Source organism: Citrobacter amalonaticus (assembly GCF_018252635.1).
Taxonomy (GTDB): domain Bacteria; phylum Pseudomonadota; class Gammaproteobacteria; order Enterobacterales; family Enterobacteriaceae; genus Citrobacter_A; species Citrobacter_A amalonaticus_E.
Window position 1 is genome coordinate 560,298 of sequence record NZ_JAGTXM010000001.1, and the last position, 16,549, is coordinate 576,846.

Below are 16,549 nucleotides of genomic sequence, written 5' to 3' on the forward strand. Positions count from 1 at the left end.
GATGAGCAACGTACCAGCAGAACTGAAATACAGCAAAGAACACGAATGGCTGCGCAAAGAAGCTGACGGCACTTACACCGTCGGTATCACCGAACACGCTCAGGAACTGTTGGGCGATATGGTATTTGTTGACCTGCCGGAAGTCGGTGCGACCGTTAGCGCGGGTGACGACTGCGCGGTGGCAGAGTCGGTCAAAGCCGCTTCTGACATCTATGCGCCGGTCAGCGGTGAGATCGTGGCCGTTAACGACGCGCTGAGCGATTCCCCGGAGCTGGTGAACAGCGAGCCGTATGCCGATGGTTGGATCTTCAAAATCAAAGCCAGCGATGAGAGTGAACTGGACTCGCTGCTGGATGCGACAGCATACGAAGCTCTGCTCGAAGACGAATAAATACGCTTATGCCGGATGGCGCTTACGCTTATCCGGCCTACCGATCGCGCGTAGGCCCGGTAAGCGTGAGCGCCACCGGGCAAACCAGTCAGACAATCACGATTCACTGCACGTTTCAGGAACCATCGCCCATGACACAGACGTTAAGCCAGCTTGAAAACAGCGGCGCTTTCATTGAACGCCACATCGGACCGGACGCCGCGCAGCAGCAAGAGATGCTAAATGCGGTTGGCGCCGAGTCGTTAAACGCGCTGATCGGCCAGATTGTGCCGAAAGACATTCAGCTCGCCACCCCGCCGCAGGTCGGCGAGGCGGCGACCGAATACGCTGCGCTGGCTGAATTAAAAGCCATCGCCGGGCGTAACAAGCGTTTCACGTCGTACATTGGCATGGGCTACACCCCCGTGCAGCTGCCGCCGGTTATCCTGCGTAACATGTTGGAAAACCCGGGCTGGTACACCGCCTATACGCCTTATCAGCCGGAAGTGTCTCAGGGTCGTCTGGAAGCCTTATTGAACTTCCAGCAGGTGACGCTGGATTTGACCGGTCTGGACATGGCCTCCGCATCGCTGCTCGATGAAGCTACCGCCGCGGCAGAAGCGATGGCGATGGCGAAGCGCGTGAGTAAACTGAAGAACGCGAACCGTTTCTTTGTTGCCGCAGATGTGCACCCGCAGACGCTGGATGTTGTGCGTACGCGTGCGGAAACCTTTGGTTTTGATGTGATTGTGGATGAGGCGGCGAAAGTGCTGGATCACCAGGATGTGTTCGGCGTGCTGTTACAGCAGGTGGGAACCACCGGTGAAGTCCACGACTACAGCGCGCTGATTAGCGAACTGAAATCACGCAAAGTGATCGTCAGCGTTGCTGCCGATTTTATGGCGCTGGTGCTGCTGACCGCGCCGGGTAAACAGGGCGCGGATATTGTGTTTGGATCTGCGCAACGCTTTGGCGTACCGATGGGCTATGGCGGCCCGCACGCGGCCTTCTTCGCCGCGAAAGATGAATTCAAACGCTCCATGCCGGGCCGTATTATCGGTGTATCAAAAGATGCGGCGGGCAATACCGCGCTGCGCATGGCGATGCAAACGCGTGAGCAGCATATTCGCCGCGAGAAAGCCAACTCCAACATTTGTACCTCACAGGTACTGCTGGCAAACATCGCCAGCCTGTATGCTGTTTATCATGGCCCGGTTGGCCTGAAACGTATTGCGAATCGTATCCACCGTCTGACCGATATCCTCGCCGTGGGCCTGCAACAAAAAGGGCTGAAACTGCGTCATACCCACTATTTTGACACGCTGTGCGTGGAAGTGGCGGATAAAGCCGCAGTACTGGCGCGTGCGCAAGCGGCTGAAATCAACCTGCGCAGTGATATCCATAACGCGGTAGGTATGACGCTCGATGAAACCACCACGCGTGAAAATGTCCTGCAATTATTCGCGGTTCTGCTGGGCGACAACCACGGTCTGAACATCGACACCCTGGATAAAGAGGTGGCGCACGACAGTCGTTCGATTCAGGAAAGTATGCTGCGCGATGACGCTATCCTGAGCCACCCGGTTTTCAATCGCTATCACAGCGAAACGGAGATGATGCGCTACATGCACTCGCTGGAGCGTAAAGATCTGGCGCTGAATCAGGCGATGATCCCACTGGGTTCCTGCACCATGAAGCTGAACGCGGCAGCGGAAATGATCCCGATTACCTGGCCGGAATTCGCCGAACTGCATCCGTTCTGCCCGCCAGAACAGGCGGAAGGCTACCACCAGATGATCGGTCAGCTTTCTGACTGGCTGGTCAAACTGACCGGTTATGATGCCGTCTGCATGCAACCGAACTCCGGTGCTCAGGGGGAATACGCGGGTTTATTGGCGATCCGTCATTACCATGAAAGCCGCAATGAAGGGCATCGCGATATCTGCCTGATCCCGGCTTCTGCGCACGGAACTAACCCGGCTTCCGCACAGATGGCGGGGATGCAGGTGGTGGTTGTGGCTTGTGATAAGAACGGCAACATCGATCTTGGCGATCTGCGTGAAAAAGCCGGTCAGGCGGGCGAAAACCTCTCCTGCATCATGGTGACCTATCCGTCTACTCACGGCGTGTACGAAGAGACGATCCGTGAAGTGTGTGAGATCGTGCATCAGTTCGGTGGTCAGGTTTATCTCGACGGCGCGAATATGAACGCTCAGGTGGGCATCACCTCTCCGGGCTTTATCGGTGCTGACGTTTCACACCTGAACCTGCACAAAACCTTTTGCATTCCGCACGGCGGCGGTGGCCCAGGCATGGGACCGATTGGCGTGAAATCGCACCTGGCACCGTTTGTTCCGGGGCACAGCGTGGTGCAGATTGAAGGGATGCTGACCCGCCAGGGTGCGGTTTCTGCCGCACCGTTTGGCAGCGCATCGATTCTGCCGATCAGTTGGATGTACATCCGTATGATGGGCGCAGAAGGACTGAAGCAGGCAAGCCAGGTCGCGATTTTGAATGCCAACTACATCGCCAGCCGCCTGAAAGATGCGTTCCCGGTACTGTACACCGGTCGTGATGGTCGCGTGGCGCACGAGTGTATTCTCGACATCCGTCCGCTGAAAGAAGAGACCGGCATCAGTGAACTGGATATTGCCAAACGTCTGATTGACTATGGTTTCCACGCGCCAACCATGTCGTTCCCGGTCGCGGGTACGCTGATGGTTGAGCCGACGGAATCGGAAAGCAAAGTGGAACTGGATCGCTTTATTAATGCGATGCTGGCGATTCGCGCGGAAATCGACAGCGTGAAAGCAGGCGTCTGGTCACTGGAAGATAACCCACTGGTTAACGCGCCGCATACCCAGAACGAGATGGTGGCTGAGTGGAATCACGGTTACAGCCGTGAAGTTGCCGTCTTCCCGGCGGGCGTGGCGAACAAGTATTGGCCAACCGTGAAACGTCTGGATGACGTTTACGGCGACCGTAACCTGTTCTGCGCCTGCGTGCCGATGAGCGAATACCAGTAATCTGCTGATTCGACTATCTTTTAAAGGCGCTCCGGCGCCTTTTTGTTTCAGGGGGAAGGGATGGCAATAGCATTAGTTACCGGTGGCAGTCGCGGTATTGGACGGGCAACCGCGTTACAACTGGCAGATGAGGGTTATACGGTTGCCGTTAACTTTCATCACAATATTCGGGCTGCCACCGACGTGGTGAATAAGATAGTCGCGGCCGGGGGAAACGCATTCGCCCTGCGTGCAGATATCAGTGACGAAGCGCAGGTCGTGGCGATGTTCGAATCGATCGACCGTGAAAATGAGCCGCTTGTGGCGCTGGTCAATAATGCCGGAATTTTGTTTGAACAAAGTACGATCGAAAACCTCTCTGCCGAGCGCATTAACCGCGTGTTGGCGACCAACGTGACGGGGTATTTCCTCTGCTGTCGCGAGGCGGTCAAGCGTATGTCGCACAAACACGGCGGTCACGGCGGGGCGATTGTGAACGTGTCGTCAGCGGCGTCGCGTCTGGGGGCTCCGGGGGAGTATATTGACTACGCGGCGTCGAAAGGGGCCGTCGATTCTCTGACAACGGGCCTGGCGCTGGAGGTGGCGGCGCAAGGGATCAGGGTCAACGGCGTGCGCCCTGGGCTCATTTACACCGAAATACACGCTTCCGGCGGCGAGCCGGGTCGGGTGGATCGCGTGAAGTCGATGTTGCCTATGCAGCGTGGCGGGCAGCCGGAAGAGGTGGCCCAGGCCATTGCCTGGCTGCTGAGCGAGAAAGCGTCGTATGTCACGGGCAGCTTTCTGGAGCTGGCAGGCGGGAAGTAATTTCCTGTCGGGTGGCGGCTCTGCCTTACCCGACCTACAAGCTCTGGCTCCGTAGGCCGGATAAGGTGCTTACGCCGTCATCCGGCGAAAATTCACAGAACCTCGCCGTTGCTGGCGATCACGGTTTTATACCAGTCGAAACTTTTCTTGCGTGAACGCGACATGTCACCCGTTCCATCATCGTGCTTGTTCACATAGATAAAGCCATAACGTTTGCTGTACTGGCCGGTGGTGAAAGAGACACAGTCGATGCAGCCCCATGGCGTGTAACCCATCAGATCCACACCGTCATACGTGACCGCTTTCATCATCTCTTCGACATGAGCACGCAGATAGTCAATGCGGTAGTCGTCGTTAATGCTGCCATCGTCTTCTACTTTATCGTAAGCGCCAAATCCGTTTTCAACGATGAACAACGGTTTCTGGTAACGCTCATACAGCTCGCATAGCGAGTAGCGCAGACCCACCGGGTCAATCTGCCAGCCCCAGTCAGAGGCCTTGACGTGCGGATTCGGTACGCTGCCTTCGAAACCTGAAATGGCATCGCCGCTGCCGCCTTCGGCCTTCACCGCGTTGGTCATGTAGTAGCTGAAGCCGAGGTAATCGCAGGTACCTTCACGCAGAATCGCGGCATCGCCATCTTCCATTTTAATGTTAAAGCCGCGACGCTCCCACTCGTTGAGGACATAGGAGGGGTAGTAACCGCGCAACTGCACGTCAGTGAAAACATAGCGCTCGCGCATGGATTCCTGAGCGAACATGACATCCTCTGGCTTGCAGGAAAACGGATACAGCGCGACCATAGCCAGCATACAACCCACCTTCATTTCCGGATTGATGCGACGCGCCGTCTTCACTGCTAACGCGCTGGCGACAAACTGGTGATGCAGCACCTGGTACATCGTCTCTTCCGGGTTTTCGTGCTCGGTATAGACCACGCCGGAACAGCAATAGCCAAACAGGGGCGCACGCCAGTTGCGCTGGTTGTTGATTTCGTTGAAGGTCATCCAGTATTTGACCTTATGCTTGTAGCGCTCAAACACCACTTCGGCAAAATGGACAAAGAAATCAACGACCTTACGGTTAGTCCAGCCGCCATACTGCTGAACCAGGTGCAACGGCATCTCAAAGTGAGACAGAGTAATGACCGGTTCGATATTGTACTTGAGCAATTCATCAAACATGTCGTCGTAGAATTTCAGCCCTTCTTCATTTGGCTGCGTTTCGTCACCTTGCGGGAAGATTCGTGTCCAGGCGATGGACGTGCGGAAGCATTTAAAGCCCATTTCGGCAAACAGCCTGATGTCTTCTTTGTAGTGACCATAAAAATCGACTGCTTCGTGGTTTGGGTAATATTTACCCGGCACCACCTGCTGGGTGATTTCACGGGGTACGCCATGTGCGCCGCCGGTCAGAACGTCACAAATGCTGGGGCCTTTTCCGCCTTTGTTCCAGCCGCCTTCAACCTGATGTGCAGCAACCGCGCCGCCCCAGAGAAAATCTTTCGGTAAGGTGAGTTTTTTCATCGTTACGTCGTCTCAAATTAATACAAACTGATTTGAGTCTAACAAAGGGAAGGTAAATGTCACGATATAACAAAATAGCGAAACGGTAATTTGTTACCGCCATAAAACAGTCTGTTTTTTTACGCTAATTTTTTCGCCAATTTTCGGCCAAGCGTTTCGAGAATATAAATAACGGGAATTTGCGTGGTGATATCGTACACGCCAGCAATACGGGTTTGCGGTACATGCCAGGAGAGATTAAAGTCCGCCAGCCTGGCGAGGCGCGAGTGTTCGTGGCTGGTAATCGAAAGTACTTTGCAGTGATGCAGGCTGAACTGGCTGGCAAAACGCAGGATTTCTTCGGTTTCGCCAGAGACCGATAGCACAATCGCCAGCGCATTCCGCGCCATATCGTTCGTCACCGGGAAATAAGGATCGTCAATATGGTTACTGAATTTTCCGACGTTTGAGAAAAAACGAGCGCCATATTTGGCTAAGGCTCCAGAGGTGCCGGCACCGACAAATATAATGCGTTCGGACGATAAAATAATCTCTACAGCCTGATCGAGTAACTGATCAAATTCATCGTTATTTACCCCTTTAAAAAAACTGATAATCTCGCTGGCACCAAAATTAGCCTGTTGCGGTTCGTTCTGCTCTAAATATAATTTAAAGCGCACGCGAAATTCGGAGTAGCCTTCACAGTTAAGCTTGCGACAGAAACGCAGCACGGTGGTGGTTGATACCCCTGCCCCTTCAGCCAGTTCCCGGATGGTCATATACATGACTTTGTCACGGTTCTTAATGACATAGTTGTAGACCAACATCTCAATGTTGTTGAGACTGGCGATAGCAGCGTGGGAGAACATACTCACAATGGCAATACTCACTCATCAGAATTTACCTACGGGAATAATAACATGCAGCCAAATGACATCACTTTTTTTCAGCGTTTCCAGGACGACATTCTGGCAGGGCGTAAAACGATCACTATTCGTGATGAGTCGGAATCTCACTTCAGGACTGGCGACATTCTGCGGGTAGGGCGTTTCGAGGACGACGGCTATTTTTGCACGATTGAGGTGCGGGGAACGTCAACCGTCACGCTCGACACGTTGACGGAAAAACATGCACAGCAGGAAAACATGACGCTGGAGGAACTGAAACGGGTGATTAGCGAAATTTACCCGAACCAGTCACAGTTTTATGTGATTGATTTTAAATGCCTTTGAATTAAATGAACAACTGTTAGTTGAAAAATGCATTTCAACATAATGATTTATAAAGATTAATTTCTATGTGATATTTATTTTAGCTAACAGGTGTTCACTGGAACCATTCTCAGTTACGCTAGAAGCGCAATCACGAACGTGTTCGTTTCTCCGGAGTAAGTTATGGTCCAGAAGCCATTCATCGCGCAAGGATATTCACTGGCGGAGGAAATCGCCAACAGCATCAGTCATGGTATTGGGCTGGTGTTTGGTATTGTCGGTCTGGTGTTGTTGTTGGTGCAGGCAGTGGATATGAATGCCAGCGCGACAGCGATTACCAGTTACAGCCTGTACGGCGGCAGCATGATTCTGTTATTTCTGGCGTCGACCTTATATCACGCGATCCCACATCAGAGGGCGAAGATCTGGCTGAAAAAATTCGACCACTGTGCGATCTACCTGCTTATTGCCGGGACCTATACCCCGTTTCTGCTGGTGGGGCTGGATTCGCCGTTGGCGCGCGGGCTGATGATAGTAATCTGGAGTCTGGCGCTGCTCGGTATTTTATTCAAACTGACGATAGCTCACCGGTTTAAAGTGCTGTCGCTGGTGACTTATCTGACGATGGGCTGGCTGTCCCTGATTGTGGTGTATCAACTGGCGATCAAACTGGCGGCGGGAGGCGTAACGCTACTGGCCGTCGGCGGTGTGGTGTATTCGCTGGGGGTGATTTTCTACGTCTGTAAACGTATTCCCTACAATCACGCTATCTGGCATGGATTTGTGCTGGGCGGCAGCGTGTGCCACTTCCTGGCGATCTATTTGTATGTAGGGCAGGCTTAATATTCTGCTGCCTTATCAGACCTACGTGAGCGTGCCTGTAGGCCTGATAAGCGAAGCGCCATCAGGCAAGAGATGCCGGATAGCGGCGTAAACGCCTTATCCGGCCTACAGAGTTACGCTTCCAGTGAATAGGGCAGCGGTTCAATGTGCAACGTGTTGGCATCGTCGCGTACACGAAATACGCTGTCGGCCTCCATATCGTTGTTCATCACCACCTGGACCCGAAGCTGACCGTCATCCAGTTGCACTGCCGCGAGGACGGTGCCAGTACGACGCCAGTTCTCACCCATTTGCATTTCAAGATCGTCACCTGCTTCCGGTACACGGCTGGCCTTACCCGCCAGGGACCATAACGCGCGTTTGTTCGCTCCGCGGAATTTCGCCCGCGCTACCATTTCCTGACCGGTATAACAGCCTTTCTTAAAGCTGATACCGCCCAGTGCCTGGAGGTTGGTCGCTTGTGGAATAAACTGCGCGCTGTTTGCAGAATCAATCACCGGCAGACCAGCCTCAATGTCGAGCGCCAGCCATTGCTGACTGTTATTCAGTTCCGCTTCGCCACGCAGTTTTTCTGTCACAGTTTCTGCTGTTGTCACATCGGTAACCAACAGGAAACGTTCTGCCGGATGTTCAAACCACAGCAGGGTGGTCGCTCCTTCACGCGTGACAGGCTTTTCGCGGTCGGGCAATTCGCTAAACAGATTTGCCAGTGCGGCTCGAGCCTGGAAACCTGCGACACCCAGCAGCACGCGTTCGTCGTCTGCGGCAATCGTCACTTTCGAGAACACGGCGTATTTTTTCAGTTCACCCACCTGCGCGTCACGCAGACTTCGACGCTCAATCCAGGCAAAACCGTCGCCATCGCGAAACAGCCGCAGGTTGCTCCACATTTTGCCTTTGGCGTCGCAGTGAGCGGCCAGTACATGCTGCTGTTCAGTCAGTTGACTCACGTCAGCCGTCACCTGCCCCTGGATATACTTCTCGCTGTCCGCTCCGGTAATCGTGGCCAGCGCCCAGTCATCTAACGTCATCAACGTCACGGGCAAACGCGCTGAAGCTGATGGTTGACGAGGTGGAAATGGAGTAAATGCCATAAAAATGTCCTGATTTGCTTAACGCAGTGATAATGACTAATGGTAAAAGAGCTATTGCCCAATGCAAGCGCTTTGATAGTCCCATTTGTGCCTTATCTTACAGATTGCGAGGCGCCATCCAGAAAACATGAACCCGTTGACTTATTGGGGATTTAATTAGCGATCGCGCTTGTGGTGACGGATATTCCCGCAAAACAGGATGAAAAACACGTTACAATAGCCGGGTAGTTCATTTGAGTGAGACAGGAAGAAAAACATGGATATTAACAATAAAGCACGTATTCACTGGGCATGCCGACGCGGTATGCGTGAACTCGATATTTCCATCATGCCGTTTTTCGAACATGAATACGACACGTTGAGCGACGATGAAAAACGTATTTTTATCCGCCTGCTGGAGTGTGATGACCCGGATTTGTTCAACTGGTTGATGAATCACGGTAAACCGGCAGATGCTGAACTGGAGCAGATGGTTCGACTCATCCAGACACGGAATCGGGATCGTGGTCCTGTGGCAATCTGATCTCCGCGTCTCGTGGCGCGCACAGTGGCTATCGCTACTCCTGCATGGGCTGGTGGCCGCGGTTATTCTGTTAATGCCATGGCCGCTGAGTTATACGCCGCTGTGGTTGATACTGCTTTCACTGGTGGTGTTTGACTGTGTTCGTAGCCAGCGGCGAATTAACGCCCGTCAGGGAGAGGTCAAACTGCTGATGGATGGACGGCTCCGCTGGCAGGGGCAGGACTGGTTTATCATTAATGCACCGTGGATGATCAAAACAGGCATGATGCTGCGTCTGCGTTCAGAAAATGGTAAACGCCAACATCTGTGGCTCGCGGCAGACAGTATGGATGAAGCGGAATGGCGGGATTTACGGCGGCTGATGCTGCAACAGGCTAAGCAGGGGTAACGTCGATGAGTGCCTGATAGCATTACGGTTATCAGGCCTCTGGTTTGGTACGTCATTGGGCAAAACGGTTATCAGGAATAGTGTTCGGCCATTTCACCGAGAATTTGCTCGCACCACGCCTGAATACGCTCGTCGCTGAGATCGTATTGATTGGTTTCATCCAGGGCGAGACCAACGAATAATTGCCCCTCGGCAATGACCGGTTTAGGGCTGGTGAACTCGTAGCCTTCGGTAGGCCAGTAACCGACGAATTTGACGCCTTTGGTCGACAGTTTGTCATGTAACATACCCAACGCGTCAAGGAACCACTCACCGTAGCCTAATTGGTCGCCCATACCATAAAGCGCGACAATTTTGCCTTCGAGGTTGAGTTCGTCCAGTTGATCCCAGACGGCTTCCCAGTCTTCCTGAATTTCTCCGAAATCCCAGGTGGGAATGCCTAAGATCAGCACATCGTACTGCTCCATCAGGGCCGGGGCATCATCTTTCAGATTATGCAGCGTCACCAGTTCCGGGCCGATGATGTCGCGAATTTTCTCCGCAGCCATCTCGGTGTAGCAGGTGCTGGAACCGTAAAAAAGACCAATATTCATCGCGTAAACGTCTCAATACTTGCTATGACTTTGCGCGTAGTGTACCAGAAACCCGTATCATTGAGTCATAATGGCAGATTGCAGAATCAAAGGGGCAGATGTGGAACAGGATCTCGCACGCATCGAACAATTCCTTGATGCGCTCTGGTTGGAGAAAAATCTGGCGGAAAATACGCTGAGCGCCTATCGCCGTGATTTGACCATGCTGGTGGAGTGGCTCGCGCACCGTCAGGTGTCGCTGGATACCGCGCAAAGCGACGATCTGCAGGCCTTGCTGGCCGAGCGGATGGACGGTGGGTATAAAGCCACCAGTACCGCACGATTGCTGAGCGCGGTGCGGCGGCTTTTCCAGCATCTTTACCGCGAGAAGATCCGCAGCGACGATCCCAGTGCGACGCTGGCTTCGCCCAAGCTCCCGCAGCGCCTGCCGAAAGATCTCAGTGAAGCGCAAGTTGAGAGATTATTACAAGCGCCCGTGGTTGACCAACCGCTGGAGTTACGCGATAAAGCCATGCTTGAGATTTTATATGCGACCGGACTGCGCGTGTCTGAGCTGGTTGGGCTGGCGATGAGCGATGTCAGCTTGCGTCAGGGCGTAGTACGGGTGATTGGTAAAGGCAATAAAGAGCGTCTTGTGCCATTGGGCGAAGAGGCGGTGTACTGGCTGGAGACGTACCTGGAACATGGGCGTCCGTGGCTGCTGAACGGCGTGTCCATTGACGTGCTGTTTCCCAGCCAGCGCGCGCAGCAGATGACGCGCCAGACTTTCTGGCACCGCATTAAGCACTATGCCGTATTAGCAGGCATCGACAGTGAAAAGCTGTCGCCGCACGTTTTGCGCCACGCATTTGCCACGCATTTGCTCAATCATGGCGCCGATTTACGCGTGGTGCAGATGTTGCTGGGTCACAGCGATCTCTCCACCACACAGATTTACACTCATGTTGCGACAGCGCGCCTGCGTCAACTTCATCAACAGCATCACCCAAGAGCGTGAATGCTGAGCGAACAGGAAAGGTTATGAAAAAAGGTTTAATGCTGTTTACCCTGCTGACCACTGCGTTTTCCGGCCTGGCACACGCCGACGACGCCGCGATCCGCCAGTCTCTGACGAAACTGGGCGTACAGAGCACGGATATTCAGCCCGCCCCGGTTGCCGGGATGAAAACGGTACTGACCAACAGCGGCGTGCTGTACGTGACGGAAGACGGTAAACACATCATTCAGGGGCCGATGTACGATGTCAGCGGCGCGACGCCAGTCAACGTAACTAACCAGCTGCTGATGAAGCATCTGAACGCGCTGGAAAACGAAATGATCGTCTATAAAGCGCCACAGGAAAAACACGTCATTACCGTCTTTACCGATATCACCTGCGGCTACTGCCACAAGCTGCATGAAGAGATGAAGGACTACAATGCGCTGGGCATTACCGTACGCTACCTCGCCTTCCCGCGTCAGGGACTGGAAAGCCAGGCCGAGCAGGATATGAAGTCTATCTGGTGTGCGCAAGACAAAGCCAAAGCGTTTGACGACGCGATAGCGGGCAAAGGTGTGAAAGCGGCGACCTGCGATGTGAACATCGCGGATCACTATGCGCTGGGCGTGCAGTTTGGCGTAAGCGGCACACCTGCCATTGTGCTGAGCAACGGTTATGTCGTGCCAGGCTATCAGGGGCCGAAAGAGATGAAAGCGTTTCTTGACGAGCACCAAAAACAGACCAGTGGTAAATAATTCGCGTGAAACAACAGATACAACTTCGTCGGCGGGAAGTCGATGAGTCGGCTGAGCTGCCTGCCGATCTCTCGCCGCTGTTACGCCGCTTGTATGCCAGTCGTGGCGTACGTAACGCACAGGATCTGGAACGTAGCGTAAAAGGTATGTTGCCCTGGCAACAGCTAACTGGCGTCGAAAAAGCGGTTGAGATCCTCTATAACGCTTTTCGCGAGGGGACGCGCATCATCGTCGTCGGCGACTTCGATGCGGACGGGGCGACCAGCACCGCCCTGAGCGTGCTGGGTATGCGCGCTCTGGGCTGCGATAACATCAGCTACCTCGTGCCAAATCGTTTTGAGGATGGTTACGGCTTAAGTCCGGAAGTGGTCGATCAGGCCCATGCGCGTGGCGCGCAGCTGATTGTCACCGTCGATAACGGTATCTCATCCCATGCCGGAGTGGATCACGCCAGGATGCTGGGGATCCCGGTGGTAGTTACCGATCACCATCTGCCGGGCGAGACGCTGCCAGCCGCCGAGGCCATTATCAACCCGAATCTGCCTGACTGTGATTTCCCGTCGAAATCGCTGGCCGGCGTGGGCGTGGCGTTCTACCTGATGCTCGCTCTGCGCACCTTCCTGCGCGACAAAGGCTGGTTTGACGAACGCGGTATTGCGCCGCCAAATCTCGCGGATCTGCTCGATCTGGTTGCGCTGGGCACCGTGGCGGACGTTGTGCCGCTGGATGCCAACAATCGAATCCTCACCTGGCAGGGCTTAAGCCGTATTCGCGCCGGGAAATGCCGTCCGGGGATCAAAGCGTTGCTGGAAGTGTCCAACCGCGATGCGCAAAAGCTCGCCGCCAGCGATTTAGGCTTTGCGCTCGGTCCGCGTCTGAACGCTGCGGGTCGGCTGGACGACATGTCCGTCGGTGTGGCGCTGCTGTTGTGCGATAACATTGGCGAAGCGCGGGTCCTGGCAAACGAGCTGGATGCGCTGAACCAGACGCGTAAAGAGATTGAGCAGGGAATGCAGGCGGAAGCGCTGACCCTGTGCGAGAAGCTGGAACGCAGTCGCGAAACGTTGCCCGGTGGTCTGGCGATGTATCATCCTGAGTGGCATCAGGGGGTGGTCGGGATCCTCGCTTCGCGTATTAAAGAGCGTTTTCATCGCCCGGTGATCGCGTTTGCGCCAGCGGGCGACGGCACGCTGAAAGGTTCCGGACGTTCCATTCAGGGACTGCACATGCGTGATGCGCTGGAGCGGCTGGATACGCTGCATCCGGGGCTGATGATTAAATTCGGCGGCCATGCGATGGCGGCGGGACTGTCTCTGGAAGAGGCTAAATTCGACCTGTTCCAGCAGCGCTTTGGTGAGCTGGTCACTGAATGGCTTGATCCCTCGCTGTTACAGGGTGAAGTGGTCTCTGACGGTCCGCTCAGCGCGGCGGAGATGACGATGGAGGTCGCGCAACTGCTGCGTGATGCCGGTCCGTGGGGACAAATGTTCCCGGAACCGCTGTTTGACGGGCGTTTTCGTCTGCTTCAGCAGCGTCTGGTAGGGGAGCGGCATTTGAAAGTGATGGTCGAACCTATTGGCGGAGGACCGCTGCTGGACGGCATCGCCTTTAACGTCGATACCGCCTGCTGGCCGGATAACGGCGTTCGCGAAGTCGAACTTGCCTACAAACTGGATATTAACGAATTTCGCGGCAACCGCAGTTTGCAGATCATCATTGATAATATCTGGCCAATTTAGCGTCATCCTCTCTGTAAATAAGAGCGCGGATTCGGTACAATCCCGCTCTTATCACCGCATTTTGACAAGTCCAATAAAAGAAATCAGACCATGTTTGAAATTAATCCGGTAAAAAACCGCATTCAGGACCTCACGGAGCGCTCTGACGTTCTTAGGGGGTATCTTTGACTACGATGCCAAGAAAGAGCGTCTGGAAGAAGTAAACGCCGAGCTGGAACAGCCGGACGTCTGGAACGAACCCGAACGCGCACAGGCGCTGGGCAAAGAACGTTCCTCGCTGGAAGCGATTGTTGACACCCTAGACCAAATGTCTCAGGGGCTGGAAGATGTTTCCGGCCTGCTGGATCTGGCTGTCGAAGCCGACGACGAAGAGACCTTTAACGAAGCCGTTGCTGAACTCGATATCCTGGAAGAAAAACTGGCGCAACTGGAATTCCGTCGTATGTTCTCCGGCGAATATGATAGCGCCGATTGCTACCTCGATATTCAGGCCGGTTCTGGCGGGACTGAAGCACAGGACTGGGCAAGCATGCTGGAGCGTATGTATCTGCGCTGGGCAGAAGCACGCGGCTTCAAGACCGAAATTATTGAAGAGTCAGAAGGGGAAGTGGCCGGGATTAAATCCGTGACCATTAAGATTTCTGGCGAATATGCCTACGGCTGGCTGCGCACAGAAACCGGCGTACACCGTCTGGTGCGTAAGAGCCCGTTCGACTCCGGTGGCCGTCGCCATACCTCGTTCAGCTCTGCGTTCGTCTACCCGGAAGTGGATGACGATATTGATATCGAAATCAACCCGGCGGACCTGCGTATCGACGTGTATCGCGCCTCCGGCGCGGGTGGTCAGCACGTTAACCGTACTGAATCTGCGGTGCGTATTACCCACATTCCGACCGGGATTGTGACGCAATGCCAGAACGACCGTTCCCAGCACAAGAACAAAGACCAGGCCATGAAGCAGATGAAAGCGAAGCTTTATGAACTGGAAATGCAGAAGAAGAACGCCGAGAAACAGGCGATGGAAGACACTAAATCCGACATCGGCTGGGGAAGCCAGATTCGTTCTTACGTCCTTGATGACTCCCGCATTAAAGACTTGCGTACCGGGGTTGAAACCCGCAACACGCAGGCGGTGCTGGACGGCAGCCTGGATCAATTTATCGAAGCAAGTTTGAAAGCAGGGTTATGAGGAACCAACATGTCTGAACAACACGCACAGGGCGCTGACGCGGTAACCGATCTTAATAACGAACTGAAAACGCGCCGTGAGAAGCTGGCTGGCCTGCGCGAGCAGGGTATCGCTTTCCCGAACGATTTCCGTCGCGATCATACCTCAGACCAACTGCACGCTGACTTCGATGCGAAAGAGAACGAAGAGCTGGAAGCGCTGAACATCGAGGTGTCCGTTGCAGGGCGCATGATGACCCGTCGTATCATGGGTAAAGCGTCCTTTGTGACGTTGCAGGATGTGGGTGGCCGTATTCAACTGTACGTTGCCCGTGATGACCTGCCGGAAGGCGTTTACAACGAGCAGTTCAAAAAATGGGACCTCGGCGACATCCTCGGCGCGAAAGGGAAGCTGTTCAAGACCAAAACGGGTGAACTGTCTATCCACTGCACCGAATTACGTCTGCTGACCAAAGCGCTGCGTCCGCTGCCGGATAAATTCCACGGTCTGCAGGATCAGGAAGCGCGTTATCGTCAGCGCTATCTGGACCTCATCTCTAACGATGAGTCCCGCAACACCTTTAAAGTGCGCTCTCAGATCCTGGCGGGCATTCGTCAGTTCATGGTTGGTCGCGGTTTTATGGAAGTTGAGACCCCGATGATGCAGGTGATCCCTGGCGGCGCGTCTGCGCGTCCGTTTATCACCCATCACAATGCGCTGGATCTGGACATGTACCTGCGTATTGCGCCGGAACTGTACCTGAAGCGTCTGGTGGTTGGCGGCTTCGAGCGCGTGTTCGAAATCAACCGTAACTTCCGTAACGAAGGGATCTCCGTGCGTCATAACCCAGAGTTCACCATGATGGAACTCTACATGGCGTATGCGGACTATAAAGATCTGATCGAACTGACGGAGTCACTGTTCCGTACGCTGGCACAGGACGTGCTGGGTAAAACGGAAGTGCCTTACGGCGATGAAGTGTTCGACTTCGGTAAGCCGTTCGAAAAACTGACCATGCGCGAAGCGATCAAGAAGTACCGTCCGGAAACGGAAATGGCTGAACTGGATAACTTCGACTCTGCCAAAGCGATTGCTGAATCTATTGGTATTAAGGTCGAGAAGAGCTGGGGTCTGGGCCGTATCGTGACGGAAATTTTCGAAGAAGTGGCCGAAGCGCATCTGATTCAGCCCACCTTCATTACCGAGTACCCGGCAGAAGTGTCTCCGTTGGCGCGTCGTAATGACGAGAACCCGGAAATCACCGATCGCTTTGAGTTCTTCATCGGCGGTCGTGAGATCGGTAACGGCTTTAGCGAGCTGAACGATGCGGAAGATCAGGCGCAGCGCTTCCAGGATCAGGTTGACGCGAAAGCGGCGGGCGACGACGAAGCGATGTTCTTCGACGAAGACTACGTCACCGCGCTTGAACACGGTCTGCCGCCGACCGCAGGTCTGGGTATTGGTATCGACCGTATGGTGATGCTGTTCACCAACAGCCACACCATCCGCGATGTGATCCTGTTCCCGGCGATGCGTCCGGTAAAATAAGCG

Annotated in this window: 16 protein-coding genes; 12 read left to right on the top strand and 4 right to left on the bottom strand. The window is 54.3% G+C overall.

All coding sequences use genetic code 11. The features are described from left to right. Position 1 precedes the first annotated feature (1 nt). The 3 genes from gcvH (at position 2) to KE671_RS02625 (ending at position 4,200) form a co-directional block, all read left to right on the top strand. Positions 2–391 carry a glycine cleavage system protein GcvH gene (gene gcvH, locus KE671_RS02615; protein ID WP_206161581.1) on the top strand — a complete coding sequence of 130 codons (390 nt, stop codon included), beginning with the start codon at positions 2–4 and terminating at the stop codon, positions 389–391. 131 nt (positions 392–522) lie between these two features. Beyond that, on the top strand, positions 523–3,396 hold the full coding sequence (gene gcvP, locus KE671_RS02620) for an aminomethyl-transferring glycine dehydrogenase (protein ID WP_206161582.1): 2,874 nt from the start codon (positions 523–525) through the stop codon (positions 3,394–3,396). Between the two features lie 60 nt (positions 3,397–3,456). Beyond that, entirely contained in the window at positions 3,457–4,200 is a 744-nt protein-coding gene (locus tag KE671_RS02625; protein WP_206161583.1) for an SDR family oxidoreductase, read from the top strand. A 92-nt stretch (positions 4,201–4,292) separates the two neighbouring features. On the opposite strand, the gene bglA is transcribed toward KE671_RS02625, so the two are convergent. Then, a complete protein-coding gene (gene bglA / locus KE671_RS02630; protein WP_206161584.1) occupies positions 4,293–5,726 on the bottom strand; it encodes a 6-phospho-beta-glucosidase in 1,434 nt (477 codons plus the stop codon). A gap of 119 nt (positions 5,727–5,845) precedes the next feature. Further along, a complete protein-coding gene (locus KE671_RS02635) occupies positions 5,846–6,574 on the bottom strand; it encodes a MurR/RpiR family transcriptional regulator (protein ID WP_206161903.1) in 729 nt (242 codons plus the stop codon). Positions 6,575–6,625: 51 nt separating this feature from the next. Between KE671_RS02635 and yqfB the strand changes: the two genes are divergently transcribed. Further along, a complete protein-coding gene (gene yqfB / locus KE671_RS02640; RefSeq protein ID WP_206161585.1) occupies positions 6,626–6,937 on the top strand; it encodes a N(4)-acetylcytidine aminohydrolase in 312 nt (103 codons plus the stop codon). A gap of 162 nt (positions 6,938–7,099) precedes the next feature. Continuing rightward, positions 7,100–7,759, top strand: coding sequence for a PAQR family membrane homeostasis protein TrhA (trhA, locus tag KE671_RS02645; protein WP_206161586.1), 660 nt, complete (start codon positions 7,100–7,102; stop codon positions 7,757–7,759). A 113-nt stretch (positions 7,760–7,872) separates the two neighbouring features. Here trhA and ygfZ read toward each other — a convergent pair whose 3' ends face one another. Further along, positions 7,873–8,853, bottom strand: a complete 981-nt coding sequence (ygfZ, locus tag KE671_RS02650) for a tRNA-modifying protein YgfZ (protein WP_206161587.1) — start codon at positions 8,851–8,853, stop codon at positions 7,873–7,875. A gap of 256 nt (positions 8,854–9,109) precedes the next feature. Between ygfZ and sdhE the strand changes: the two genes are divergently transcribed. Further along, entirely contained in the window at positions 9,110–9,376 is a 267-nt protein-coding gene (sdhE, locus tag KE671_RS02655) for an FAD assembly factor SdhE (RefSeq protein ID WP_042322123.1), read from the top strand. Further along, positions 9,357–9,764 carry a protein YgfX gene (locus tag KE671_RS02660; protein ID WP_206161588.1) on the top strand — a complete coding sequence of 136 codons (408 nt, stop codon included), beginning with the start codon at positions 9,357–9,359 and terminating at the stop codon, positions 9,762–9,764. Before sdhE ends, KE671_RS02660 begins: the two co-directional genes overlap by 20 nt. A gap of 71 nt (positions 9,765–9,835) precedes the next feature. Here the strand turns inward: KE671_RS02660 and fldB are convergent, their stop codons facing one another. Next, a complete protein-coding gene (fldB, locus tag KE671_RS02665; protein ID WP_102603584.1) occupies positions 9,836–10,357 on the bottom strand; it encodes a flavodoxin FldB in 522 nt (173 codons plus the stop codon). A gap of 100 nt (positions 10,358–10,457) precedes the next feature. On the opposite strand from fldB, the gene xerD reads away from it, so the two are divergent. The 5 genes from xerD to lysS all read left to right on the top strand — a co-directional run bounded on the left by xerD (position 10,458) and on the right by lysS (position 16,546). After that, positions 10,458–11,354 carry a site-specific tyrosine recombinase XerD gene (gene xerD, locus KE671_RS02670; protein WP_206161904.1) on the top strand — a complete coding sequence of 299 codons (897 nt, stop codon included), beginning with the start codon at positions 10,458–10,460 and terminating at the stop codon, positions 11,352–11,354. A 23-nt stretch (positions 11,355–11,377) separates the two neighbouring features. Beyond that, a complete protein-coding gene (dsbC, locus tag KE671_RS02675; protein ID WP_206161589.1) occupies positions 11,378–12,091 on the top strand; it encodes a bifunctional protein-disulfide isomerase/oxidoreductase DsbC in 714 nt (237 codons plus the stop codon). Between the two features lie 5 nt (positions 12,092–12,096). Continuing rightward, positions 12,097–13,830 (top strand): single-stranded-DNA-specific exonuclease RecJ, encoded by a 1,734-nt coding sequence (gene recJ / locus KE671_RS02680; protein WP_206161590.1) that lies wholly within the window; start codon positions 12,097–12,099, stop codon positions 13,828–13,830. Positions 13,831–13,920: 90 nt separating this feature from the next. Continuing rightward, a protein-coding gene (prfB, locus tag KE671_RS02685; RefSeq protein WP_206161591.1) for a peptide chain release factor 2 occupies positions 13,921–15,019 on the top strand; the annotation gives its coding sequence in 2 pieces (ribosomal slippage) (positions 13,921–13,995 and positions 13,997–15,019; 1,098 coding nt in all). A gap of 9 nt (positions 15,020–15,028) precedes the next feature. Beyond that, complete coding sequence (lysS, locus tag KE671_RS02690) at positions 15,029–16,546, top strand: lysine--tRNA ligase (protein ID WP_206161592.1); 1,518 nt, start codon at positions 15,029–15,031, stop codon at positions 16,544–16,546. The last annotated feature ends 3 nt before the right edge of the window (positions 16,547–16,549 follow it).